The sequence below is a fragment of the Paenibacillus sp. ALE2 genome, assembly GCF_054113385.1.
Window position 1 is genome coordinate 745558 of record NZ_CM134213.1, and the last position, 22537, is coordinate 768094.

Genomic DNA, 22537 nt, shown 5'->3' on the forward strand with positions numbered 1-22537 from the left:
AGATCGGTAATCTACCAAAGCTGTCGCCTTCGGACATGCTGCTTATAACTACTTATTTCTTTCCATACTCATTTTGGTTATCTTTTTTGTCATTTCCTGGATCAATCGTAATTTGACCTTGCTCCAGAATACCGTTCTTCACAACAGAGGTTTTCGAGCCTTTAATATTCAGCAGGAAGCTTGGTGCGAAAGTAGATTTGTGATCTGGGAAGAGTCCACGATTGGTCATATAACTCGAAACGACTACGTTATTGCCTTTGCCTTGCGGGATAGCAAAATGAGCATATGTCCAGGTAATATCATCACGATCCAGATCCTGATGAAGAACGAGACCGGTTCCATTCAAGGGTTTATAAGGCCCTGTCAAGGAAGTAGAAACATAACCCAACATGTAAATATCATCGTCACCGATCGCATCTACAGTCACCTTGGAACCTCTTGTACTCGTAAATAAATACCACAAACCGTTCATTTTGAACACATTTGCCCGTTCAATTTCATCTGTTACCAGATTGGATGCAAGCAAAGGGGGCATTACATTTTTCAATGTATAATCATCATTCAATTCAACGATGCCCAGTGCGCCGTTCGCCAGCTCAGCTCCTTTTTTCTTAGGACTTTGTTGCAAGTTTTGTTGCTCTTCCGTGAAGAATTTTTTATTGCCGCCATAATAAGCTGAGTTTTGAAGCGAATCTTCGCCCTGGTAGCCTGTTTCTGTCCCTGTGTTGGCTTCAAATATAATATATTTGTGGCCTTGATCCTCGACATAGTGAGGGTCTCTAAGGGTATGATTATCCATATCCACTCCGACGCTTTGTTGTACATTTTGATAGGTTTTACCATCTCCACCGTCATAGATCGATTTCAAATCCTCGACTCCATCTACTTTCAGTGTCTTATCATCAGGCTGAGAGACATTAATTTGAGCTGTGCTCAAGGTTTGCTTGCCGTATAATTTGTTATTCGGATCATAGGGCTGTCTGCTGGTATAAAATAAACGTACATGTCCATCAGAGGTTAAGGTAGCAGAACCTGACCATTCTTCTGACTGATTTTTGAGAATCGGATCGTTGGAGAGCAGTTTATCATTGTCTTTAAAGACTCTACCAGCATTTTTCCAGCCGCTCAGTGAAGTATCACCCGCTTTTTGATAGAACAGATATATAAATGTATCCTCGCCTCTTTTAGGATCGCCTGCCAGTCCAAATACGATATTATATCCCTTGTAATTAGCTACTGTACCATCGGCATTTTGCAACGGCCAGCTGTCCCAAACATCCAGATCAATCTGCTTGCCTGAGCTATCGTGACCAATAGCAGAAGGAATATTCTTAATTGTAGAGGCATCGAAGGATGGAACCTCATATTTCTCTTTGCCTTGCTGTTTGAAAATATTCAGCATGTCATTACGCGTAATTTGGGTGAATGCATTGTCTGCATTGAAATCAGCCTTATCATTTTCTTTTGCAAAAGCCTGAACGCCGCCTCCTAACAGCAAGGTAGTTGCTACTGTTGCAGTGGCTGCTTTACTGAACCATTTGTTAAACTTCAAGTACTCCATCTCCCTTAATGTAATTATGCTTTCTAGTGTTGAAGCCCAACTTTTTCGTTGGCTAGGGCCATTTTATATGGTATGTCAAACGATTGATATAGACTGAAAAGCCCTATTATGTGAGGGAAGAAAACAGATTCCTCTATGAATTTCATCCTCATATTTTCCTAGTAATTTTCTGAAAATACCTATTTTTTTCATTCCTATTACATTCAGAAAAATTTGTTACTTGATTTTTTTCCGTATCCCATTTTGCTTGGTTGGTTGCTTCATTCACATGCAAAATTGTTCAAAATATACTCATAAAATGCTCGATTTGTAAGCGGGTGCAAAAAAATGGTTCCTTAGTACCCTATAGCTCAATTTAGAAACAGCTTTTTTGTTACAATTTTTTAAGACTTTTTTACCACTTTGTAACCTATATCATATGAATATATCGCAATCTCTATGGGATTTTTATTTCCTTTTTGTATATTGGGGAATTTATCGGTCCTATACGAAGTGGCTATTTTGCTAAATCAGTAGGAGAAGAGACCTTAGCATAAAGAAACAGCCCGGCCCCTTATTGGTGTACCGGACTGTCTCTTTAATATGAAAGAAGTATATTATTTTTTATGCGTGTTCTCTTTGTGGTGTCTTCACACGCTGATCTGCCTCTTCTTCCGTACCCGGTGGGCGGTTCCGCAATCCGAGGACAACAAACCAGCTAATCACCGCAATAACGACCATGATCACGAATAGGGAATGCAGACTGTTTTCCAGTAAAGACCGGAGTAATCCGGCAACCTTGTCACTTAGACTTTGTGAAGCATGCGGGGCAAGCAGACCATTAATATCCTCCTGTGTAACCCCTTGCTGAGTGAGCTGTCCGTCCGCTGTCTGGGCAGCAATACGATAATTCAGCCATGAACCGAAGGCTGCAACCCCAATCGTTTGTCCCAATGTGCGCAGGAACGTATTCAAGGCTGTAGACGCGCCACGTAGCTGGAATCCGACCGAGGACTGAGCAATAATCGTGAACACGGTTATCGAGAAGCCAAATCCCAGTCCATACAATAACGTAGACAGGAACAGAAGCCAGATTGGAGTTGTTAGGTTCATCAAGGTCATGACGAAGGCTCCCAATACAATCAGAGTCAGCCCGATCAAAGAGGTTCGACGCGAGCCCAGCGTCAGCAAAATGCGTCCTCCGATCATGGAGCCAAACAGCCAGCCTACCGACATTGGAGCCAGCGCCAGACCAGATGAAGCGGCATCTCCACCGTGTACGCCTTGAATCCATAGGGGAAGATAGCTAGTCAGCCCAATTAACAGGGTACTGACGAGTAGTGCAGCGGCACAGGAAAAAGCGATATCCCGTATCCGAAACAGCTTCAGTGGCACCATCGGTTCCTGAGCGCGCTTTTCGATAACCAAAAACAAAACCAGGAACAAAATGGCCACGGCAGCCAAGGCCAGCAATTCAGGAGAAGTCCAATCGATATACTGTCCCCCCAGGGCCAATACAAGCAAGAGTGCCGTCATCCCGATGGTAAAGGTAACTGCCCCCGCCACGTCGATACGCGCGGTACGCGTGCTTACCTGCTCCCGCAGGTAACGGGCGATGAAGAACATAGCCAGTAATCCAAAGGGAACGTTAAAACCAAAAATCCATTCCCAGCCAAAATAGGTGACCACGTAACCGCCCAAGAGAGGCCCGACAAGGGAAGAAATCCCCCACACCGAGCTGATCATGCCTTGGACTTTACCACGTTCCTCCATTTTGTATATATCACCGATGATGGTAAAGGTAACAGGAATAACGCCGCCTGCTCCAATCCCTTGAATGGCTCGGTATAAAATAAGCTGCTCCATACTACCAGCCAGCATACAAAGCAAAGAGCCAATCACAAATAACGAGCACCCAATTAGAAAAATGGGTTTACGGCCAAACAAATCGCTAAGCTTGCCGAAAATAGGCGTAGTTACAGCCATCGTCAACAAATATGCTGTAAAAATCCAGCTGAGCAAATTCACACTGCCCAGTTCACTAACAATTGTCGGTCCCGCTGGACCGATAACCGTTCCTTCAATCGCGGCCAGAAAGGTGGCCAATAGAACACCTGTCAGCACGAGTCCGCGCTTCATAGGTTTATCGTTTCCCAAGCAAATCACAAATCCCTTCCTTGTATAAACTGTGCTGTATCTGTACGGTTTTCCTTCCCAGCTTGGATGATTACCCGCACTGTATAATCGTAAACAGGCGGCCTATATAGGCCGCCTGTTATGTACGATGTATATATATTATTGTCTACATATCCTTAATTTTTGTCAACTGTAATCGTATGATTAATCCAGCTATCTTCCGTTTTATAGAGATACCCCTCTTCCATGCGCAGAACATGGCTGGCAAAGCGTTCAGCTATCTGCAAATCGTGGGTAATGATCAGAAAAGCCGCGCCTTCAGCAGACTGCTCTGAGCACATATGGAGCAGGATGTTTGCCCCTTCGTAATCCGTTCCCGCAGTCGGCTCATCCAAAATGTAAAGCTTTTTGGGGAGGATAAACTGTGCCGCAACGCTCAAAAGCCTTTTTTCGCCTCCACTTAGCAGATACGGCGAGACCTCCAGTCGGTGATCCAGCCTGGCGGCTGTCAGCAAGCGATACGCCCGTTCCTCATAGTCGACGGGAACCGGATCTCCGATCCGTAAACCAAGCTTGACCCGCACACTGTACAAGCACTCTTCCCACACCGTTGCAGCTGCAAACTGATGCTCTGGCTGCTGGAATACATAGCCGATTCCGGCAGCCAGTCGGTGAATGGGCAGCTTCGACATATCCTGCCCTTCCCACCACATGCATCCCTTCGGCGCGGGGAGCAAGCCCATAAGGAGCTTGCCCAGCGTGGTTTTGCCAGAGCCGTTCTCGCCCAGCATTACGGCTCGTTCGCCAGGCGCAAGGGCAAGACTCACGCCCTTGAGCGCCGCGCGCTGGCTGCCGGGGTAGGTGAAGGGCAATCCCTTCACCTCCAGCAACGGCTGCCCAGCGCAATAAGCTGCCGAGCCAGCATTCCCTTCCGGCTCACGCGGCATGTCTTCCCTCCCCGCGGAAGAGGGAAGCAGCCCCCAGGCTACCAGCTGCGCACCATGCTCGCGCAGCAGCTTTTCGGGCGGGCCTTGCAGCAGCATAGTCCCGCCCTTCAGCACGATGAGGCGCTGCGCTGCACGCGCACCATCGTCTATGCGACCGGACGCAGTGATCACCGTCCGGCCTGCGGCATGGAGCCGCCGACATAGCAGGACGAAGTCCCGTACCGCCGGTGGGTCCAACTGCGCAGCTGCGTCGTCGAACACGACCAGCGGCGTTTCCAGCGCCAGCACCGCAGCAATGGCGGTGCGTTGGCGCTGACCTCCCGAGAGGCGCCGCACGAAGGAGCCGCGCTCGGATGCCAGGCCGACGGCCTCCAGTGCAGCGGCCAGGCGCTGCTCTATTTCTGCCGGAGGCACGCGCAGGTTCTCCGGCCCAAAAGCAATTTCGTCTTCGACGATTCCCTGCACTAGCTGGGCATCCGGGTCCTGAAGCACGACGCCGACAGTGGTGGCGACCGTAGCCAATTCAGCGGTGGCGGGGTCCATCCCGTACACGGTCAGCTCGCCAGTCCGTTCGCCCTCGCCGGAACGGGACAACCCGCCATGAAGTAGCTGGCACAGCGTAGACTTTCCACTCCCACTAGCTCCAACAATGGCTATGTGCTCACCCACCGCAATGTCCAGCGTCAGACCATGTAACGCTGGCTCCACCTGGTCGTCATAGCGATAGCCAAAATCCCTTAAGGAGACAGCTATTCTATTTTCTGCATCATGATCACTACGTTCATTCATAGCCGAAATACCCTCGATCCCTATTGTTCAGGCTATAACCATGTATAGCCTTGGTTATGCCCGTGAAGTGCGTCCCAGTTCAAAGCGTTTTAACAGACCCGTACCATTTAAGGCATCGCCCAGTACTTTCGTCAGCAGACCACACAGGACAATGCCGCTCAGGATACGAACGACCAGTGCAATCGTCAGTACCTTCCAGCCCCAATGCATATAGCCAAACATATTGGCTGCCACGATAAACCACAGCGGAACCATGGCTCCGCCCACCAGCATTAGTGAAACTGCATTCCAGCGGCGATACCGCAAAAGAGCAAATACCAGCTCCGCCGCAACCATATAGCAGACAGCTGCCGCAATGATAGATGCAATTCCATAGGCAGAGCCCATAAAAGACTGCACTACCGCGCCAAAGGCATAAGCAATTACCGCCGTACCTGGCTTACGAATAATATAATAGGCCAGCAAACCATATATCATGTACAGCCCGACAATAGCGGAAGTTGCGATCGGCCCTCCCAGACTGTTTAACGTTTTGTTAATCATCGACAAATACACAGTCATGACGCCGTTCAACGTAGCCAGCATGGCCATTAACACGATATCCAGCGTTGTAAACTTGGCAAAAATACGAGATCCCTTCATATGTATTTCTTGACTCCTCTCCATAATCTAGTATACAAGGTCATAGCTCTGGTCCTTGTACAAACTGTTACTGTATAAATGTATTCATCCGCTGTCTTATTGTCAACCTAATTTTATTTTACCAGTTGACAATGAGGACAAAAAAAGGGGCTGCTTCTTTATAATACCCACCCTAAAACAGTCGTAGCGAATACAGCAATCACAGCACATACGTAGCCTAAACGCCCATTTTCCAGTGTACGAAGATACGTCCGTTCTGCATATGCGCCAAAACCTTTGCCCTCCATAGCCAGTGCCGTCTGCTGAACCCGTCTCACAGCATTCACCAACACAGCAGCCGCATACCCGCTCCACCATGATATCCGCTTGCCCCATCCTCGTGGTGGCTCCTGCCCCCGAACACGCCGTGCAGCCATAATGGTTCGCCCCTCTTCTTCCAATAAGGGCAGGAACGTCAGCGCCACTGAAATTCCGAACGCAAATCGATAAGGTACACGCAAGCGCAGATTCAAAGCCTGCACAAAATCTCGGGGATCGGTCGTCGAGAGATAGATATAGGATGCCAAAAACAATACAAAAATCCGCAGCGTTAATGCCCCCGCGATATCCAGTCCCTCCGCTGTAATCACAATGGGTCCCCATGAAGCGACAGTATTCCCTTCTCGAATCGCTAGGATAGACAGTATAAAATACGGAATACCTAAACCAATCAGGAACGACATAGCGCGAAGTTGGCGTGCTAGGGTCAACCGTGCGCCGAAGCCAGCCACAGCGATCAGTGCCACCAAGAGTGCCGCTTCCCGTATTGTCGAATCCCATGCCATCGACAGGAGGCTAAAGCATCCCACCCATATAAGCTTACTTAACGGTCCAAGCCTGTGCAGCGGCGACGAACCGCCGTTATACTGAAACAGCATTTCGTTGTGCCTCCAATCTGAGCCATTCTTCATGCAGTAATGAATACATCAGCATATCCTTAAAGCCTGTAGATGTATGCTGTACCTGCCGTAACAGCCCTTCCTGGGTCCAGCCCATCGAGGACAGCAGGGCTTGCGAGCCTGTATTGCGCGGGTCCACCAGCGCTTCGATCCGATTTAATCGAATCGTGTCATATCCGAATGAAAGCACTAAGCGAAGCGCCTCAGTCATATAGCCATTGCGCCAATAAGGCTGGGCCAACTCATAACCAATCTCGGCTTTATAAGCTCCCTCCGTCTGCCAATAATTAAAGCCGCAGCTTCCAATCAGCCTCCCGTTCTCCTTCAGCTCGATCCCCCAGCGCAGCGCATCTTCCGTCTTCGCCAGCTCATTCAACAGCTCAATCATATCCTCTGCATCCTCTCGTCCTGACATACCGGTAAGGTTCATATAACGGTGAACCTCCGGGTCAGACCAGCAAGCGAACATCGTAGCCGCATCCCGGCTTTCCATCCTTCGCAGCCGAAGACGCGGGCTTTCCAGCAGTGGGATATGCCCCTTACATGCATATGCACACATGTTCCATCATCCTTCCAGCATTTCAATGACAACAAATATACGCTACATTTAAGCATACACCTCCAACAAACACAACCTTATTAAAGTGGACAGGCCCTTATAAATCAAATTAGCCCTCCGCTTCCTGGAATCAGGAATGAAGAGGGCTACCTTTTATTGTTATAAGATTTTTTGCGTCTCTTATCCTTTTAAGAAGAGGCACGGGCAGTGACATGCGCTGGATTTTTCACAACATCTTCGTACAATACGCCTAGCATCGACTGAATTTCCTGCAATTCTTCGATCCCTGCGCCGGTAAGGCTGAACATATCATCATGTGGTGTCAGAAAGTTTTCCTGTGTCAGGTTTTCCAGCTCCTGCTTGACTTCACGTTCTCCTACACGGTATCCGCGTTCTTCGAGAACTGGTTGTATATCTCTCACGGTCAAATCGTCCTGATGTGCATAAGAAAGCATCTGTATACGGATAAACAAGTTCTGAACATCTGCATGCATAATTGTAACTCCTCCCTGGCCTAAGCCAACATGTTACATTGTTTTTACCCATAGGGGAGAAGCTGGAAACAGATGAGGGCAACCCTTCATTGAATTACTTTCTATATTATATGTCCCGCTAAAACATAATGCTTTGCCGTCAGCGTTGCTTGTAGAGAAGGGAATTGTGGTGCTAGAGAAAGGAGCTTATTCCAAGGCAGTAGTGCTATTTTCTACTTGACTGAATATGTACAATCGTTATATCTTAAATTAATTAACCAATGGTAAAAGTGATTTGCACAATTACCTATTTTTGGTGATATATACAACAGTTAATATGAAAATTTAATGTTAGGAGCGTGGACTCTACATGTTTCAAACTATCCCTTACGAAGGAACACGTCAGGAACAATTCGAATCCGTTCTCGGACAACTCCGGGCACTTGTTCACGATGAATCCAATAGGATTGCCAATTTAGCGAACGCTTCAGCTTTACTGGGTCACTTTCTTCCAGATGTGAACTGGAGTGGCTTCTATCTTTATGATGGGACTGAGCTTGTACTAGGACCTTTCCAGGGTTTACCCGCATGTATACGGATTCCACTGGGACGTGGTGTTTGCGGTACCGCAGCAGCTGAACGGCGAACACTTGTCATAGACGATGTACATGCATTTCCAGGACATATCGCCTGTGACGCTGCTTCCAATAGCGAAATCGTTATCCCTCTAATCAAAAACGATGAGCTGATTGGAGTGCTGGACATTGACAGCCCGCTAAAAAACCGATTTGATCAGGAAGATCGTGTATTCCTAGAGGAATTTACGGCTATTCTGGTATCCAGCCTGTAACCAAAAATTGTGCATATATATAGTCTTCCTTCGCCACAATATATGAGGGTCCTAAAACCTAAACTATCCGGCGAAGGAGATTGATGATCAATGTTCAACAACATGGCTCCACAACAACAACTTCATCAATGTGAACAAATTATGCAGCAATTGGTACAACAAACACAGCAAGGAACTGCTATGTATCAGCAATTGCTGCAACAAGAGCAACAAAACGCATCCAGCCTTGAAAGCCTAGTGCAACGCGAACGTAGCGCAGCTCAAATGATTCAAACCGCAATTCAGCATCACCAGCAAGCAATGCAGCAATACCAGCAAGTCATTCAACTGTGTAGCCAATTGGAAAACTCCATCCGCTCAAGCAGCCAAATGACTCAACCTGGATTTGGCGATAACTATGCTTCTCGCAGTATGCAACCATCCACCTTTAGTGCAGGAAGCCACATGAACCACAGCTTTCCGCAACACATGGGGACGACCGGGCAGCATTTTGCAAGCAGTGGTAGCATGCAGCAGTACGGAAACAGCAGTCAGCAAAGCATGAGAACAGCACCAAGCAGCATGTAAGCTGCTTTACACAAAAAAGGGTGAACAGCAGGCCGTCGATGGGTTTGTTGTTCACCCTTTTTCATATTACTTATAGCCCTTTTCATCAGCTGTTGCTCTAGGTTAATTCCCGTTTGGCCAGCTCCTTCATTCCGTCTCGCAAATATTCAGCTAGCCCAGGGCGATAGCCTTCATACATTTTACTGAAGTCCTCATGTTCTACATACAAGTCTCCCAGCCCGCTATAAATTTCTGCTGTAGGGGTATAGAATCGGCTTACCCATTGAAGATGACGGCGGATCAGCGCCTGTACTTCTGCACTGTTATGCTTCAATCCCTTATGCATGGCTTCAGCCAGCTCCCGATGAATCTGATCTGCCTCTGCCTGTGAATCCAAATAATCCTCTTTGCTCCAGTTCGTCGTCGCGGTCTTACTCTCCTGGATCTTTTCTTCGACCTGTGAACCATAACGTTCCGTCAGATCACGTTCATACATTTCCTGCTTTTCCGGGTTAAACCCTTGGTACATTTGCTCTGGTTCCATCGTTTGTTCTCCTTTCAAATGAGCCACCGTTTCGTCGATGGTCTGAAGGAGAGTATGCAAGCGGAAGACCTTGGCCTCAATCTTGGCTCGATGCACCTGCAAAACCTCGGCTTTCTGCTCCTTGGTTTGCTTTAGCACATTGCCAATTTCGGATAAAGGCAAATCCAGTTCCCTGTACACCATGATTTGTTGAAGCCTCAACAGTTGTTCCTGCTCGTAATAGCGATATCCATTATTTCCGATATGATGTGGTTTCAGCAATCCAATTTCATCATAATAATGCAAAGTTCGAACGCTGATTCCCGACAGATTAGATACTTCCTTTACTGTATAAGCCATTCCGCTTCACCTCTCTTGCTTTCACAGTCTACAGTCTCACGTGGCGTGAGAGTCAACGCCCCCACTTCCCCACCTTGGTAATACACTTTTACCCTGTAAGCACATCGTGAACCGCTAATTGCCAACGATTTTTCATACTTGCGACCTACAGTAGGTATCTTTAGATATCTATGCAAAAAAAGCCCTACAGCGTATTTCAAATAGGCTGCGGGCTTCTTATATTCAATTGAATTTGGCGACTAAGAGAAGCTTCTTCCCATGACCACATGATCGTAAAAGGCTATCTTTTGAATAATTTTCTCCAAATTGCGCTGCGTTTGGGCCATCTGTTCTTCCACTTTCTTTTTGTGGGCAACCAGGAAGTCTCTTCTCTCTTGGATTGTGGCTTCTCCTTTTACATTTAGCTCAAGATATGCCTTAATTTCTTCAATGGTCATTCCCGTATCTTTCATAGCCATAAGAAACCTGATCCAATCCATTTGTTTCTCGGTATATACCCTTCTCCCACCCTCATCCCGACCAACATCAGGTAGAATGCCCTCTTTTTCATAATAACGAAGGGTAGATGCGGGCAATCCACTCCTGATTTCAACTTCTTTAATGGAGTACATGGTTGATCCCCTCCTGATTCTTTTATTTTCGCTTCAAGCCAGCTGTAACGATAAGTATAAGTTTTCATAGAAAAGAGTGCAAAATTAACATTTCTCTATTCACCAACTGAACAGTTAGCTCTCTCCCTGTCCTTCCCCTCGTAATCTCCCAATATAACTCCTTACATTCTCCTCTGGATGGCTCACTTCCCATTGATCTAACCGCCGATTGACCTCCTCATCCTGAGAATTCAACTGGTAATAGAATATGGCCGCTCGTAATTGGTGCTGCTCTTCGACAGGTTCATCACCAGGCCAGTGGTACTCTTGCTTGCCGTTCTCATCGGTAGTCCCTATCGCTCCATCCAGTAACGGGGAACGACCTTCTAGGCCTTCACCACGGGCAATGGCTTTGAGAAAATCGGCATGTCTCCTAGCAACATCAGGCGAACAACGGTACAAATTCTCAAAAATATCAAAGGCATCAATCGGATCGTATTCCAAATTCTCAAGGAAGTGCCTTTGCAGCAGTGCGGCAACCTTCTTATTGCCCGTCAGTCCCGACAGAAAATAAAATGTAGGCATTTGTGCCTCATAACGAAAATCATCGACATGGCTGATAATATCGTCCACAATCTGCTCGGTCTGAACACCTTCACGGGCTAACCGAGTTAGTATCCTCACTGCCTTATACTGCGTCCAATCGTACACCCCGAACGCCACCTCATACAGCATGGGAATCGCTTTTTCCCTGTAATTGTAGATAATCTCAAAAATCGCATCCTGTTGAATATGCAGCCAGTCGCCCAACCCTTCGTACTTTCCTGCCAAACTCTCAGGCTTCTGCAACTCAGTTCCAAAAAAATAACGCGGGAATAGAGGCAATGCCTCTTCTCCCAGCATAGCAGCAGCCTTCTTCGCCTCGGCGGTGAATTGCTCGGGCTGATCTACTAATCCGCCGACCTTTATAATGACTGCAGGAATAGCAGTGTCCAAATCGATTGCCATATGTAATTCACAGCTCCTTATCGTATATTACTAAAAATTCCTTCGCCAACTAGAATATTCATTCTGAATATATATCGGTAATCCCCTATAATTTCTCAACACGTTTTCCACGATTAAAAAAACATATTTTGGGAATTACTTGTATACTTTTCAACAGTTTACTTAATATATGCGATTGCTTCTCTAAGCCTATTCTTTTTTACTATAATTATTTAGTATTATAAGGATATAAAAAAAGGAGGTTATCATTTGAAAAGTACAGGTATGACACGTCCCCTAGATGCGTTAGGCCGTATCGTCATTCCCAAAGAAATGCGAATTTCTATGGATTTTAATGTGGGTGACCCCGTTGAGATTTTCGCAGATGAGGAAACCGGTATTCTCGCCTTTCGAAAATATACCGGGGTGACGTGTAAAATGTGTGGTTCAGCCGAACAATTGACTTATTTTAGAGATAGTTTTATTTGTAAAGAATGTATTGAAAGTTTAAAGAAGGGGTTAAATTTTAGCCCTGTCCTAAGACCAGCCAAATCGGCTTTAGCCAACGGACAACGGTCAATTAAAGAGTCCAAACGTCTACGGAGATCGACACAGCAGATGATTGAAAGCCTCAAAGAATTAATGCAAAAGCAACCCAATGCAGCACAGCACGAATATGCCAAAATGCTTGAGGTTTCCCAAGCCCGTATATCCCAGCTCAAAAAAATGCTATAACTACAGCTTGCTATCCTACATAGGTATACACCAGAGATTTCATCATGTACAGCTAATTTTGAACCGTGATACGCAGCATCATAGCTAACCGACAAAAAGCAGGAAACACATTTGCGAAATCCTCGAACTAGGTACAAAGAACTACTAGATGACTTGCAAGCGACAACGCCTTATTAATAAAACTATGCCAATTAATAGTAACGCCTAAATTAAACGAAATGACCTTCTCTACGTAAAGAAGGTCATTTCGTTTATTTATTCATTTTAATGTTGTTTCAACTCATCCAAAATACTTTTACCTGTAAAGATGTGCATTTTTGGGGACAGTGAGTTTCAAAAAATATCTTAAAGGAACTTGGTACACAGTCTTATATTGATGTTACTCAAATCAGCCAGGCTCAAGCCCTTATCCAAGTATGCCTGCAATCTGGCGAAGCCATTCTTTACGTGTATCTTCATCGGATTGGGGTACCGACTCGAAAAATATATGATACATAACGTCAAGTCCGCAATATTCAAATATGCCTTTGTCGGACGTCAAGTGAAGTGCTTGATCCATGCCATTGCTGGCATATTCCGCATGTGATTTCCCTTGTGTGTTGAGGATGATGACTTTCTTCCCCTTGAGCAGCCCCATCTGCACCCCGTTTACATATTTGTAAGCAAAGCCGTAAGAGAATACGCGGTCAATATACCCTTTCATTATGGCTGGCATCCCCGTCCACCATATCGGATAAATAAAGGTGACCACCTCTGCCCATTGCAAAAACTTCTGTTCCCGCACAATATCTTCTCCGATTCCTCCAATAATCTCGCTACTGCTGACTACAGGTTGAAAGCCGATATCATATAGATCACGAACCACCACATCATGCCCTTTTTGCTTTAGCCCCTTCAATGCTGTGGTCAAAATTGCATGGTTAAAGCTTTCATGTGATGGATGCGCGTAAATAATAAGATGTTTCATTTTCTTCTCCTCCATTTACTAATAAAATGAGTGATTGATCAATTACTTAGTTTCATACTTCTTCATCTAACTGAATCTGCATCAATTCATAGTTCCAATACAGATACGTTCAGTCAACTTGAAGCGTATGCTGCTCATAAATGTCACCTAACGTTGATTGTTAATCAGTTAGTAATTGATCAATCACTAATTGATTGGTCTCAGTATAGTTTATTCCTTTTTATTTCGCAAGTGCTTTTGGTTCAACTTGCCACTGTTACTATCGCGCAGAAGACGCAAAAAAGCCTATCTGATGAGTAGCATACGTAAAACGCATTATCCATGTCCATCAGATAGGCTTTTATACAGCTATTTACCGTTTAATAACGATCAGCTTGGTTTCCAACATTTCTTCCATAGCGTACTTTACACCTTCGCGTCCAGTGCCACTTTGCTTCACACCGCCATACGGCATATGGTCAACACGGAAGCTTGGTATGTCATTGATCATCACGCCCCCTACCTCAAGCTTGTCCGCTGCATCCAGCGCGGTCGTGATATTACGTGTGTAAATCCCCGCCTGTAAGCCATAAATTGAATCATTCACATGGCTCACAGCCTCATCTACAGAGCTAACGGAATGAATCAGCACAAGTGGGGCAAACACTTCGCGACAAGACACCTTGGAAGTCGGGTCCACATTGAGCAATACGGTCGGCTCCAGAATCCCACCTTCGGCATGACCACCCAGAGCGATTCTCCCGCCTGCTTGGACTGCTTCCTCCAGCCACTCACGAACACGCTCGACATCCTTGGCTGAGATGAGCGCCGATACGTCCGTGTCCGGGTCTAGCGGATCTCCGATTTTTAAACGTTGAGTCGCTTCTATAAATCGGGATACGAACGTATCATACAGCTCACCGACAACGTAAATACGTTGAACCGAGATACATACCTGCCCCTGATTGGCAAAGGCTCCACTCACACAACGGTCGATGATCGCGTCCACATCTGTATCACGGTCAATAATAACAGCCGCGTTGGAACCCAGCTCCAGCGTAACCCGCTTCAAGCCAGCCTTGGAGCGAATTTCTGTACCGACTGCCGGGCTACCGGTGAAGGTGATATAGCTGACACGTGGATCAGTGACAAGTACGTCGCCAATGGTTTTGCCATCGCCGCTGATCACGTTAAGAGCGCCCGCTGGCAACCCGGCCTGCTCCAACAGCTCCGCGATCAAGTAAGCCGACAGTGGTGTCTGCTCCGCAGGCTTCAATACGACCGTATTGCCTGCTGCCAGCGCAGGGCCCACTTTATGAGCGACCAAGTTCATCGGGAAGTTAAATGGTGTAATAGCTCCTACTACCCCGACGGGTTCTTTGAGCGTGTAGGCCATACGGCCCTCGCCGCCTGGTGCAGCATCCAGCGGAATGGTCTCTCCGTGAATGCGCTTGGCTTCTTCGGCTGCAAACTTGTAGGTTTGTACCGTCCGATCAACTTCCGCAAGCGCAGCCTTCCATGGCTTGGACGCTTCGCGTGCAATGATACGCGCTGCATCCTCACGCCGCTCTTCCAGCAGGTCAGCCAGCTTCTCCAAAATAGCTGACCGCTGGTGGGCTGGCATGACCCGCATCTCTGCACGTGCATCAGAAGCCGCCTGAATAGCGGTCTTGGCATCCTCAGCAGTGGCCTCTGCTACCTCGGCAATGACTTCCCCGGAATACGGTGATTTCAGCGTCGTATATGATGAAGCTGCTTTCCATTCACCGCCAATAAATAAGTGCTGCTGCATGCTTTTTTCCTCCTTTGCTCTATATCAATGTCTCATTTAATACTATTTCACTGTCAGCACTGGACAAGGTGCATGCTGAATCACATGATGGCTCACGCTACCCAGGATCAGCTCCGAAACAAGTCCCTGTCCCCGTGTTCCCATAATGATCAGATCTGCCTTTTCCTGATCTGCAATTTTACAAATGAAACTCGCCGGATCACCATGACCTGCCAGCATACGGTACGAAATGCCCTCGTCCTTCAAATAGTCGGCTGCAGGCTCCAGAATATGACGACCTTCCTCTTCGATCCGCTCATCCACATCAATCCCAACCGGGGGCTCATTCATGGATAAAGTCGGATTTACATGCAATACGGTCAGATGCAGGTTTCCCTGAAGCTGCTTGGATAACGTTTTGGCTGTCTCCAATGCCTTCATAGCGTGTTCCGAGCCATCAATCGCGACCAGAATCTGTTTGAATTCGCTCATACTCTTTTCCTCCCCAGAAGTTCAATGTTAGTGTGCATCTACCTGAATATCCTGCATATGTCGGCGACGTACGATCAGCACAGCTACGCCAATCAGTACCATCAATGCTCCAAAATAAAACGGAGTTTCTGCTGCATACCACTCTGACAGCTTCCCTGCAAGCCATGGTGAGATGGCCCCGCCCAAAAAACGCATAAAGCTGTAAGCCGCAGATGCTGTGGAGCGCTCCACTGGAGCAGCCTGCATAACAGCGGTTGTAATCAATGTATTGTTAATCCCCAGAAAAATACCAGCCACAATGACCGCTACAATGACAGTCGTTGGCGAACCAGCTAAAGTCCCAATCGCCATAACACCTAAATCAATGGCAAACAACGTCAGCATGATACTAATGGAAGATACCACGCTCAAGCGTGCTTGAATCTTTGGAGCTACAAACACCGAGGTAAAGGCCAGCATAATTCCCCAACCAAAAAACACATAACCCAAACCATGCTCGTCTAAATGCATGACATATGGAGAATACGCCATCAACGTAAAGAATCCAAAGTTATATAACAATGCTACAATGCCGAGCGTGAACAAGGCAGGATAACTTAACGCTTTGAATGGGTCCGCAATGGAACCGCGTTTTTTCGGCTTTGGAATCGAAGGCAGCATAAACGTAATGAACAAAAAGCCAATAACCATCAATCCAGCTACACCGAAAAATGGACCGCGCCAGGAAATGGAACCTAACTCACCGCCTAGCAGCGGGCCGACTGAAATCCCAAGCCCCAAGGCCGCTTCATACAAAATAATCGCTTTAGCTGTTCCAGAAGTGGACAGACCTACAATCGCAGACAACGCTGTTGCGATAAACAAAGCGTTTCCCAGGCCCCAGCCTGCCCGGTAGCCCACAATTCCGCCAACTGTACTAGCCGTGCCGCCCAGTCCGGCAAACACAATAATAAATAATATGCCGGTTAATAACGTCCATTTGACACCCAAACGACTAGATACAACGCCCGTAATCAGCATCGCAACGCCCGTCACCAGATTATAGCTGGTGAACAGCAGCGACACTTGGCTTTTCGTAGCATGAAGCTGATCGGCAATGGCCGGCAGGATCGGATCGACCAATCCCAGACCCATAAATGAAATAACACAGGCAAAGGCGACTGCCCATACCGCTTTAGGTTGAGACAGCAAGCCTGAGCGTTCTTTTAACTCTTCAGGTAATGCATGTTGTGAACTCATAATAGGATGTTACCTCCACATCTGAATGTCAATGTTCTTGTTATGATGGATCGCGCTCAAGTTCCTCATCCAGAAGAATCTTACGTTCACGCACCCTAACCCGCAGCTCCTCCAGCTCTGTCTGGAGCATACGGATACTGTTGATTTTCCCCACCATTAAGTCCAACTGTTCGTTCAGCGTACGTTCCATATCCTCCAACATGGCCCGTCGCTCGATTGGCTGCAAATGCTCTGTGCGCTCGCGATATTCCTCCCGCTGCCCCTTGAGCATTTCTGCTGCGGACATGTAACGCTGAAGTTCTTGCAAAGAAAAGCCAAGCACTTCCTTGGCACTCACTATTTTTTTTAGTAAATCCACATCCTCCTGCGTATACAGCCGCATATTTCCTTCACTGCGCTGCGGAGAGGGCAATAAGCCGATTTCCTCATAATAACGAATAGTTCGCTTGGTCAAACCGCTTTGCTTCGCGACCTCATCAATTTTATACGTAACCATGACACCCACCTTATGAAAAAGATTATATATAAATACTACGCCTATATAACGTTAACGTCAACGTAAACTTTGAATTAAAAAGAAACCGCCTCTGTTAGAGACGGTTCCTATTTGGGATTGCATAGTCATAGACCCGAAGCATCGGCGCTCAAGCCCATGAATATCGCTTAGATGAAAATAGTCCGTGTGATGATAACCAGCAATATGAAGAGTACCAAAATTACACCAGTGGAAGTCCACATGCCGTAGCCGCCACCGCCACAGCTTCTATCTACTTCACCCATCTCAAATTCCTCCTCCCTCTGTCGATTACAACAAATCGCCCGAAATCAAATTCTTCAACTGAGAATTAGATAACGAATGCTTTGGAAATAATAACGAGCAGAATGAAAAGTACCAGAATCGCTCCTGTAGATGTAAAAGCTCCATAACCAGCGCCTACTCCAGACATGGTGATTCCTCCCTTCATGGTTTACAAAAGCATCTTATGCTTATGCCACCGTCCATGATAGGGACAAATGCCGCGCCTGCCGCCCAAATGTGGATTTGGGGTTCAGTTATTCCTCGGATGCGAGCATTCCGTGATACAGGAGATTTCTTGCCTGCTTGGCAAGTACAGACGGGCTTTCACGTCCAGGCAGCAATTTCGTTAACGTCAGTCGTTCTATCAAACCGATCACGCATTCTGCTGTCAGTTCAGGGTCAAGTTCCTCACGGCAGGAACCCCATCGTTGTGCCGCCAGCAGATGCTTCTTGATATGCTCTGCCATTTCCGCCTTGATGTGTACCGAGTCTGCCGCCTGATAAAAACCGACACGAGTGATCGCCGGATTATTAGACAACATGCGAAAAATAGCTTCCAGAAAAGCTTGTCCCCGTCTCAAAACTTCAGCTTCGCTTAGGTCCGGGCCAATCTTCATACTTTGTACCGTCTCATTCACCAAAGTACGGAAGCTCTCCACAAGCTCCTCATACATTTGTTCCTTGCTTTCAAAATGAATATAAAAATCCGGCTGCGTCAATCCTGCACGTGCCGCAATCGAACTTACCTTAGTTTGGTAAAACCCCGTCTGAGCGAACTCTTCAGCCCCCGCTTCCAGTAACAACCGCCGACCTTCCCGACTTCTGACTCCTGCTCTCATCACGGTTTTGCCCCCTTACACCACAAATCTATCGTATTATAAAGTTCCTTTGCAGTAAGAACAACGGGCTTGAGGATGATATATACCTTTCCTTCAAAAGTCCTAATATAGAAGGACTGAATGTTATGGAAAATCAAGGGTATTCCCCCTACAAGGTATAATTAACCAATTAGATAGATAAGCGAGCAGGAATTATTACGCCGAATTTAAAAATTTATACTTGAGAATTTTGTGAAATCCAGACTTTCGATATATATATATCAGTGATGAGGACCATATTTGCGCATCATTTCAATCGTTATCAGATCATCATCCAGCCCCCGTTGTTGCAAGCCGTCGATAATTTGCTGACGCTCCTGATCTTTAACATTTTGTCCGAATTTAAACTTGGCGGTCCATTCCTCGGGTACAATTTTGATCAGAGCGACCCCTTTCAAACGTGAGGCATATCGAGAATCGCTGGCATCAATCGTGTCATATCCGCCTTCCGGTTGCAGCTTACTCATAAAAATGGAAAATGCTGATGCTTTTTCTTCCAAATCCACTACATGCTCCGCATGACCACGCACGGTAATACTTTTAAAAAATGAGGTCGCAGGACATGCCATATGTTCATCCGTGAAATAAGATGGAATGAGCGCATATTCTTTCGCAGCTGAAAAAGTAACCCGATTATCCTCTTTCATCCGTTCCATCTTTTCTCCAGCACGGCTGCCATGAATATAAAAAACGCCATTTCCATAAGCGAAATTCAAGGGAACCACACGCGGAAAACCATCCTCGCTGTTCATGCCTAAAAATCCGAAACTGACCTCGCTTAGAAACTGCTCTATTTCCTCTAATTCTTCTACCGTAAATTCCTTTCTTCTCATAGGGGACTCTCCTTCCATCTATTGACCAATGATACATTTCAGATTATGTTGAAAATGGATTATTAAAAAGATCCAATATGAACGGAAATGACTGGTCCAATATAAGGAGAAAAGTATGGACATTACGATTGCTTATCAGCGTGCAATTCAAAAATATCATTTGAAATACTTGGCATTGTATCACGCTCTTCGAGAGGGGATTCTCACTGGCTCCCTTGCCAGCGGTACGCGCCTGCCTTCCAGTCGTGATCTGGCTGTGATGTATGGCATTTCGCGCGGAAGTGTTAAAGAAGCATACGATATGCTGTTGGCAGAAGGATATGTGAATTCGCTAGTAGGCAGAGGAACCTTTGTTATGGAACAGACTGCAATGCTGCCAGACGAATCTCTAATCGATCAGCAGAACCAACCCCCGCCTATTGCAAAACAAAAAGCCCCTGCTCTGTCAGCATGGGGACAACGAATAATGCAGCTCGAAAGAGAACGGGCCTTATACTCGGCTCCTGTGTCTGCTACGGATAGAGACGGTGCAGAGCAGCCTTTGATTTCTTTTCAAGCAGAAGAAGATGTATTGGAGGGCAGCTCACAGATCGCATGGAAAAGTGCATTGGCTGCCGCTGGCAAGGACCTGCAAAAGCCTTCGGATGACTCGACGCCTGCACCAGTGAACGGTGATAAAGGGCTGCGTGAAGCGATTTGCCATCATGTTGGCAGAACACGCGGAATTACGGCTACCCCGGATCAAGTCGTATTATGCAGTGGTTCCATGGAAGTGATCACGTTATTAAGTCAGCTGCTTATTCATGAACAAGATAACATTGTACTGGAGAATCCCTGTTATTCCGGCATCTACCGTGCAGTTACTGCCTCAGGCGGACAGATATACGCTGCTGAGCTGGATCAGCATGGAATTATTCCACAGGATTGGGATGCCAAGCTCCTGTTTGTTACGCCTGGACGACAGTTTCCAACCGGTGCTGTATTGCCATTAACGCGCCGTCAACATATTCTGCAATGGGCAGCGTCCAAGGGGGCGTGGATCATTGAGGATGATTATGACAGTGAATTCCGCTGGGCAGGACGCCCCATTGAACCATTAAAAGCACTGGATCGCGCGGAATGTGTCATCTATGTCGGTTCCTTTTCCAAAAGCATGTTCAGCAGCCTTCGACTCGGGTTTGCCATCCTGCCTGTGGCATTAGCTCAAGCGCTGACTGCTGCCAAACGACTATACGATCCCCTGCCGCCTGCCCGCTTGGAACAGCGTGCACTGGCACGTTTTATGATGCGCGGAGACTACATTCGTCATTTGCGGCGGATGACTCGAATATACAGATCACGCTACGACGTATTCCAGCATGAAATACAGCCGTTGAGTGAGCTGTTTCACTGGCAGCAGAACGATTGCGGTCTACACGCCTATGCCATCTGGAAGCATGGACCTGCCCAGTATCATCATTTGATGCAGACAGCACAATTTTATGGAGTCACATGGCGTGATGCTGCTGATTACCAACTGACACCGGGGCCTCCTTCAGCCTGCTTTAACTTTGCTCACTTAACGGAGCAGCAGATTATCGAAGGTGTTAAGCGTCTGCGCCAGGCCTGGGACCGTATCAAACATGAGTATCACGGAGCAAAGCTGAGGCTTTAAAAGGGTGCTCCATTCGCACTTTATATATAGCAAATTGGACTAACGATAAAGAAGACTTGCCCTTTCCATTCCCTTACTTTTTCATATGATGCTAGTAACTTAAAAGAATTGGAGTGAGAGAAATGGCAGTTAGTCCACTTTGTAAACGGTTTGCCGATATATTAAAAGCAACACCTCAAATCATTAACGGAGTTTGTACTGCATCTACAGTCAGAAATAACATCAAGCCGATCATTTTGGGGAAAAGGGCCAGATCCTTTCTTGCCATCCCCCAAGCTTTTTCTTTCGAAAGCATTGGCCGTAACGGAAAAGGTTTATGTCTTGGCGAAACTGTGATTCTGACCGCAGAAATTAATCCGTTTATTTCTCGACTTCGTAACCATGATATCAAAGTGACGGCACTCCACAATCACTGGCTATTCGATAACCCTAACCTTTGGTACATCCACTTTGAAAAAGTAGAAAAGCCGCTTGTTTTCGCCACAGAAGTACGTGACGCGCTTAATGTCTTGACAACGAAGCCTGTACGTCCGGTGATTAAAAAGAAATAAGCTATCAATAAATGCAAGAGATCCGCTTAGGCGGATCTTTTCTTTGTTATGGCTACCTTTGCCCTGAACCCCTTATTTAATCACTAGCCCCAAAAGGCCAACAAAGGATGAAGCCTGATGCGGTGAGATGATGCAACCATTCAAGTCTTCTATCTCCACTTGTAATCCGTCAAATTCGCAATCACTGAGATCAATTCCCTTGAGCTTGGCCCCCGACAGGATGGCTTGATCCAGATTGCAACGGGCAAAAGAGGTTTTTTGTAGTGTTGCATGATAAAGATCTGCACTTATCAAAGAACAATCCTCAAAACCAACTTGCTTGAAATTAGCAAAACGGAACATCGAATAATCCCCTAGGCAATCCAGAAAACGAACGTTTTGGAGCCTACTTCTCGAAAAATCCGTTCCGAGCAATTTACAATTTCTGAACTCTACCCGATGGATAAAGGAGCCGGAAAAATTAATATTAGACAGATCGCATTTATCAAAAATGATGTCTGTCCATTCACTTTCCGGCAATGATGATTCCATGATGGTGACATTTTTGAAGACCATCTTCTCTAATGAAACCTTAACTGCTTCCATATTGTCCAAAATAATATCCTCTACAGACCCTGTACTAAGTTCGTCTTTGGATCGTATGGAGCGTATTTCTTCATTTAATACGGGTAAGTCCGCAGGAATCTTCGGTGACTCCATTTTATTTTTCATTATAGCTCTACCTCCACTATGAATATATTTCTAGGATATCTATATGAA

At 46.4% G+C, this 22537-nt stretch carries 24 protein-coding genes; 5 read left to right on the top strand and 19 right to left on the bottom strand.

Features of this window, described 5'->3' with window-relative positions:
* Positions 1-52: 52 nt before the first annotated feature.
* The 7 genes from ACXHJ1_RS03025 to ACXHJ1_RS03055 form a co-directional block, all read right to left on the bottom strand.
* Positions 53-1552, bottom strand: a complete 1500-nt coding sequence (locus ACXHJ1_RS03025; protein ID WP_457905576.1) for a glycoside hydrolase family 68 protein — start codon at positions 1550-1552, stop codon at positions 53-55.
* Between the two features lie 612 nt (positions 1553-2164).
* Positions 2165-3679: an MDR family MFS transporter gene (locus ACXHJ1_RS03030; RefSeq protein WP_457906158.1), complete on the bottom strand. Its 1515-nt coding sequence runs from the start codon at positions 3677-3679 to the stop codon at positions 2165-2167.
* Between the two features lie 173 nt (positions 3680-3852).
* A complete protein-coding gene (locus ACXHJ1_RS03035) occupies positions 3853-5412 on the bottom strand; it encodes an ABC transporter ATP-binding protein (RefSeq protein ID WP_457905577.1) in 1560 nt (519 codons plus the stop codon).
* 54 nt (positions 5413-5466) lie between these two features.
* Positions 5467-6054: an ECF transporter S component gene (locus ACXHJ1_RS03040; RefSeq protein WP_107734931.1), complete on the bottom strand. Its 588-nt coding sequence runs from the start codon at positions 6052-6054 to the stop codon at positions 5467-5469.
* Between the two features lie 158 nt (positions 6055-6212).
* Positions 6213-6971 (bottom strand): energy-coupling factor transporter transmembrane component T family protein, encoded by a 759-nt coding sequence (locus ACXHJ1_RS03045; RefSeq protein WP_290410427.1) that lies wholly within the window; start codon positions 6969-6971, stop codon positions 6213-6215.
* Complete coding sequence (locus tag ACXHJ1_RS03050; RefSeq protein ID WP_039276759.1) at positions 6955-7551, bottom strand: GNAT family N-acetyltransferase; 597 nt, start codon at positions 7549-7551, stop codon at positions 6955-6957. The genes ACXHJ1_RS03045 and ACXHJ1_RS03050 overlap by 17 nt, the downstream gene beginning before the upstream one ends.
* Positions 7552-7739: 188 nt before the next feature.
* Positions 7740-8045, bottom strand: a complete 306-nt coding sequence (locus ACXHJ1_RS03055; protein ID WP_016819370.1) for a TIR domain-containing protein — start codon at positions 8043-8045, stop codon at positions 7740-7742.
* A gap of 349 nt (positions 8046-8394) precedes the next feature.
* On the opposite strand from ACXHJ1_RS03055, the gene ACXHJ1_RS03060 reads away from it, so the two are divergent.
* Entirely contained in the window at positions 8395-8874 is a 480-nt protein-coding gene (locus tag ACXHJ1_RS03060) for a GAF domain-containing protein (RefSeq protein ID WP_040102158.1), read from the top strand.
* Between the two features lie 90 nt (positions 8875-8964).
* Positions 8965-9441, top strand: a complete 477-nt coding sequence (locus ACXHJ1_RS03065; protein WP_017425717.1) for a hypothetical protein — start codon at positions 8965-8967, stop codon at positions 9439-9441.
* A 97-nt stretch (positions 9442-9538) separates the two neighbouring features.
* Here the strand turns inward: ACXHJ1_RS03065 and ACXHJ1_RS03070 are convergent, their stop codons facing one another.
* From ACXHJ1_RS03070 to ACXHJ1_RS03080, 3 genes are all read right to left on the bottom strand, one after another.
* A complete protein-coding gene (locus ACXHJ1_RS03070; protein ID WP_457905578.1) occupies positions 9539-10303 on the bottom strand; it encodes a MerR family transcriptional regulator in 765 nt (254 codons plus the stop codon).
* A gap of 239 nt (positions 10304-10542) precedes the next feature.
* Positions 10543-10914: a MerR family transcriptional regulator gene (locus tag ACXHJ1_RS03075; protein ID WP_019686119.1), complete on the bottom strand. Its 372-nt coding sequence runs from the start codon at positions 10912-10914 to the stop codon at positions 10543-10545.
* Between the two features lie 114 nt (positions 10915-11028).
* The gene (locus tag ACXHJ1_RS03080; RefSeq protein WP_017425719.1) at positions 11029-11901 is read right to left on the bottom strand and encodes a hypothetical protein; all 873 of its coding nucleotides are present in this window, start codon (positions 11899-11901) and stop codon (positions 11029-11031) included.
* A 249-nt stretch (positions 11902-12150) separates the two neighbouring features.
* Here ACXHJ1_RS03080 and ACXHJ1_RS03085 point away from each other — a divergent pair, with 249 nt between their 5' ends.
* Positions 12151-12615, top strand: a complete 465-nt coding sequence (locus ACXHJ1_RS03085) for an AbrB/MazE/SpoVT family DNA-binding domain-containing protein (protein WP_016819375.1) — start codon at positions 12151-12153, stop codon at positions 12613-12615.
* 406 nt (positions 12616-13021) lie between these two features.
* Here ACXHJ1_RS03085 and ACXHJ1_RS03090 read toward each other — a convergent pair whose 3' ends face one another.
* From ACXHJ1_RS03090 to ACXHJ1_RS03125, 8 genes are all read right to left on the bottom strand, one after another.
* Entirely contained in the window at positions 13022-13582 is a 561-nt protein-coding gene (locus ACXHJ1_RS03090) for an NAD(P)H-dependent oxidoreductase (protein ID WP_025363996.1), read from the bottom strand.
* 352 nt (positions 13583-13934) lie between these two features.
* Positions 13935-15353, bottom strand: a complete 1419-nt coding sequence (locus ACXHJ1_RS03095; protein ID WP_457905579.1) for an aldehyde dehydrogenase family protein — start codon at positions 15351-15353, stop codon at positions 13935-13937.
* A 42-nt stretch (positions 15354-15395) separates the two neighbouring features.
* Complete coding sequence (locus tag ACXHJ1_RS03100; protein ID WP_019686110.1) at positions 15396-15824, bottom strand: universal stress protein; 429 nt, start codon at positions 15822-15824, stop codon at positions 15396-15398.
* A gap of 27 nt (positions 15825-15851) precedes the next feature.
* Complete coding sequence (locus ACXHJ1_RS03105) at positions 15852-17063, bottom strand: MFS transporter (protein WP_016819379.1); 1212 nt, start codon at positions 17061-17063, stop codon at positions 15852-15854.
* Positions 17064-17103: 40 nt separating this feature from the next.
* The gene (locus ACXHJ1_RS03110; protein ID WP_167438643.1) at positions 17104-17559 is read right to left on the bottom strand and encodes a MerR family transcriptional regulator; all 456 of its coding nucleotides are present in this window, start codon (positions 17557-17559) and stop codon (positions 17104-17106) included.
* 349 nt (positions 17560-17908) lie between these two features.
* Positions 17909-18010, bottom strand: a complete 102-nt coding sequence (locus tag ACXHJ1_RS03115; protein ID WP_014599460.1) for a hypothetical protein — start codon at positions 18008-18010, stop codon at positions 17909-17911.
* A 106-nt stretch (positions 18011-18116) separates the two neighbouring features.
* Positions 18117-18701 (bottom strand): TetR/AcrR family transcriptional regulator, encoded by a 585-nt coding sequence (locus tag ACXHJ1_RS03120; RefSeq protein WP_167438665.1) that lies wholly within the window; start codon positions 18699-18701, stop codon positions 18117-18119.
* A gap of 260 nt (positions 18702-18961) precedes the next feature.
* Entirely contained in the window at positions 18962-19573 is a 612-nt protein-coding gene (locus ACXHJ1_RS03125; protein ID WP_107734939.1) for a pyridoxamine 5'-phosphate oxidase family protein, read from the bottom strand.
* Positions 19574-19688: 115 nt separating this feature from the next.
* Here ACXHJ1_RS03125 and pdxR point away from each other — a divergent pair, with 115 nt between their 5' ends.
* Positions 19689-21227: a MocR-like pyridoxine biosynthesis transcription factor PdxR gene (pdxR, locus tag ACXHJ1_RS03130; RefSeq protein ID WP_174821148.1), complete on the top strand. Its 1539-nt coding sequence runs from the start codon at positions 19689-19691 to the stop codon at positions 21225-21227.
* 122 nt (positions 21228-21349) lie between these two features.
* A complete protein-coding gene (locus ACXHJ1_RS03135) occupies positions 21350-21778 on the top strand; it encodes a DUF1259 domain-containing protein (protein ID WP_016819386.1) in 429 nt (142 codons plus the stop codon).
* 72 nt (positions 21779-21850) lie between these two features.
* Here ACXHJ1_RS03135 and ACXHJ1_RS03140 read toward each other — a convergent pair whose 3' ends face one another.
* Positions 21851-22489: a pentapeptide repeat-containing protein gene (locus tag ACXHJ1_RS03140; RefSeq protein WP_025363990.1), complete on the bottom strand. Its 639-nt coding sequence runs from the start codon at positions 22487-22489 to the stop codon at positions 21851-21853.
* Positions 22490-22537: the final 48 nt, after the last annotated feature.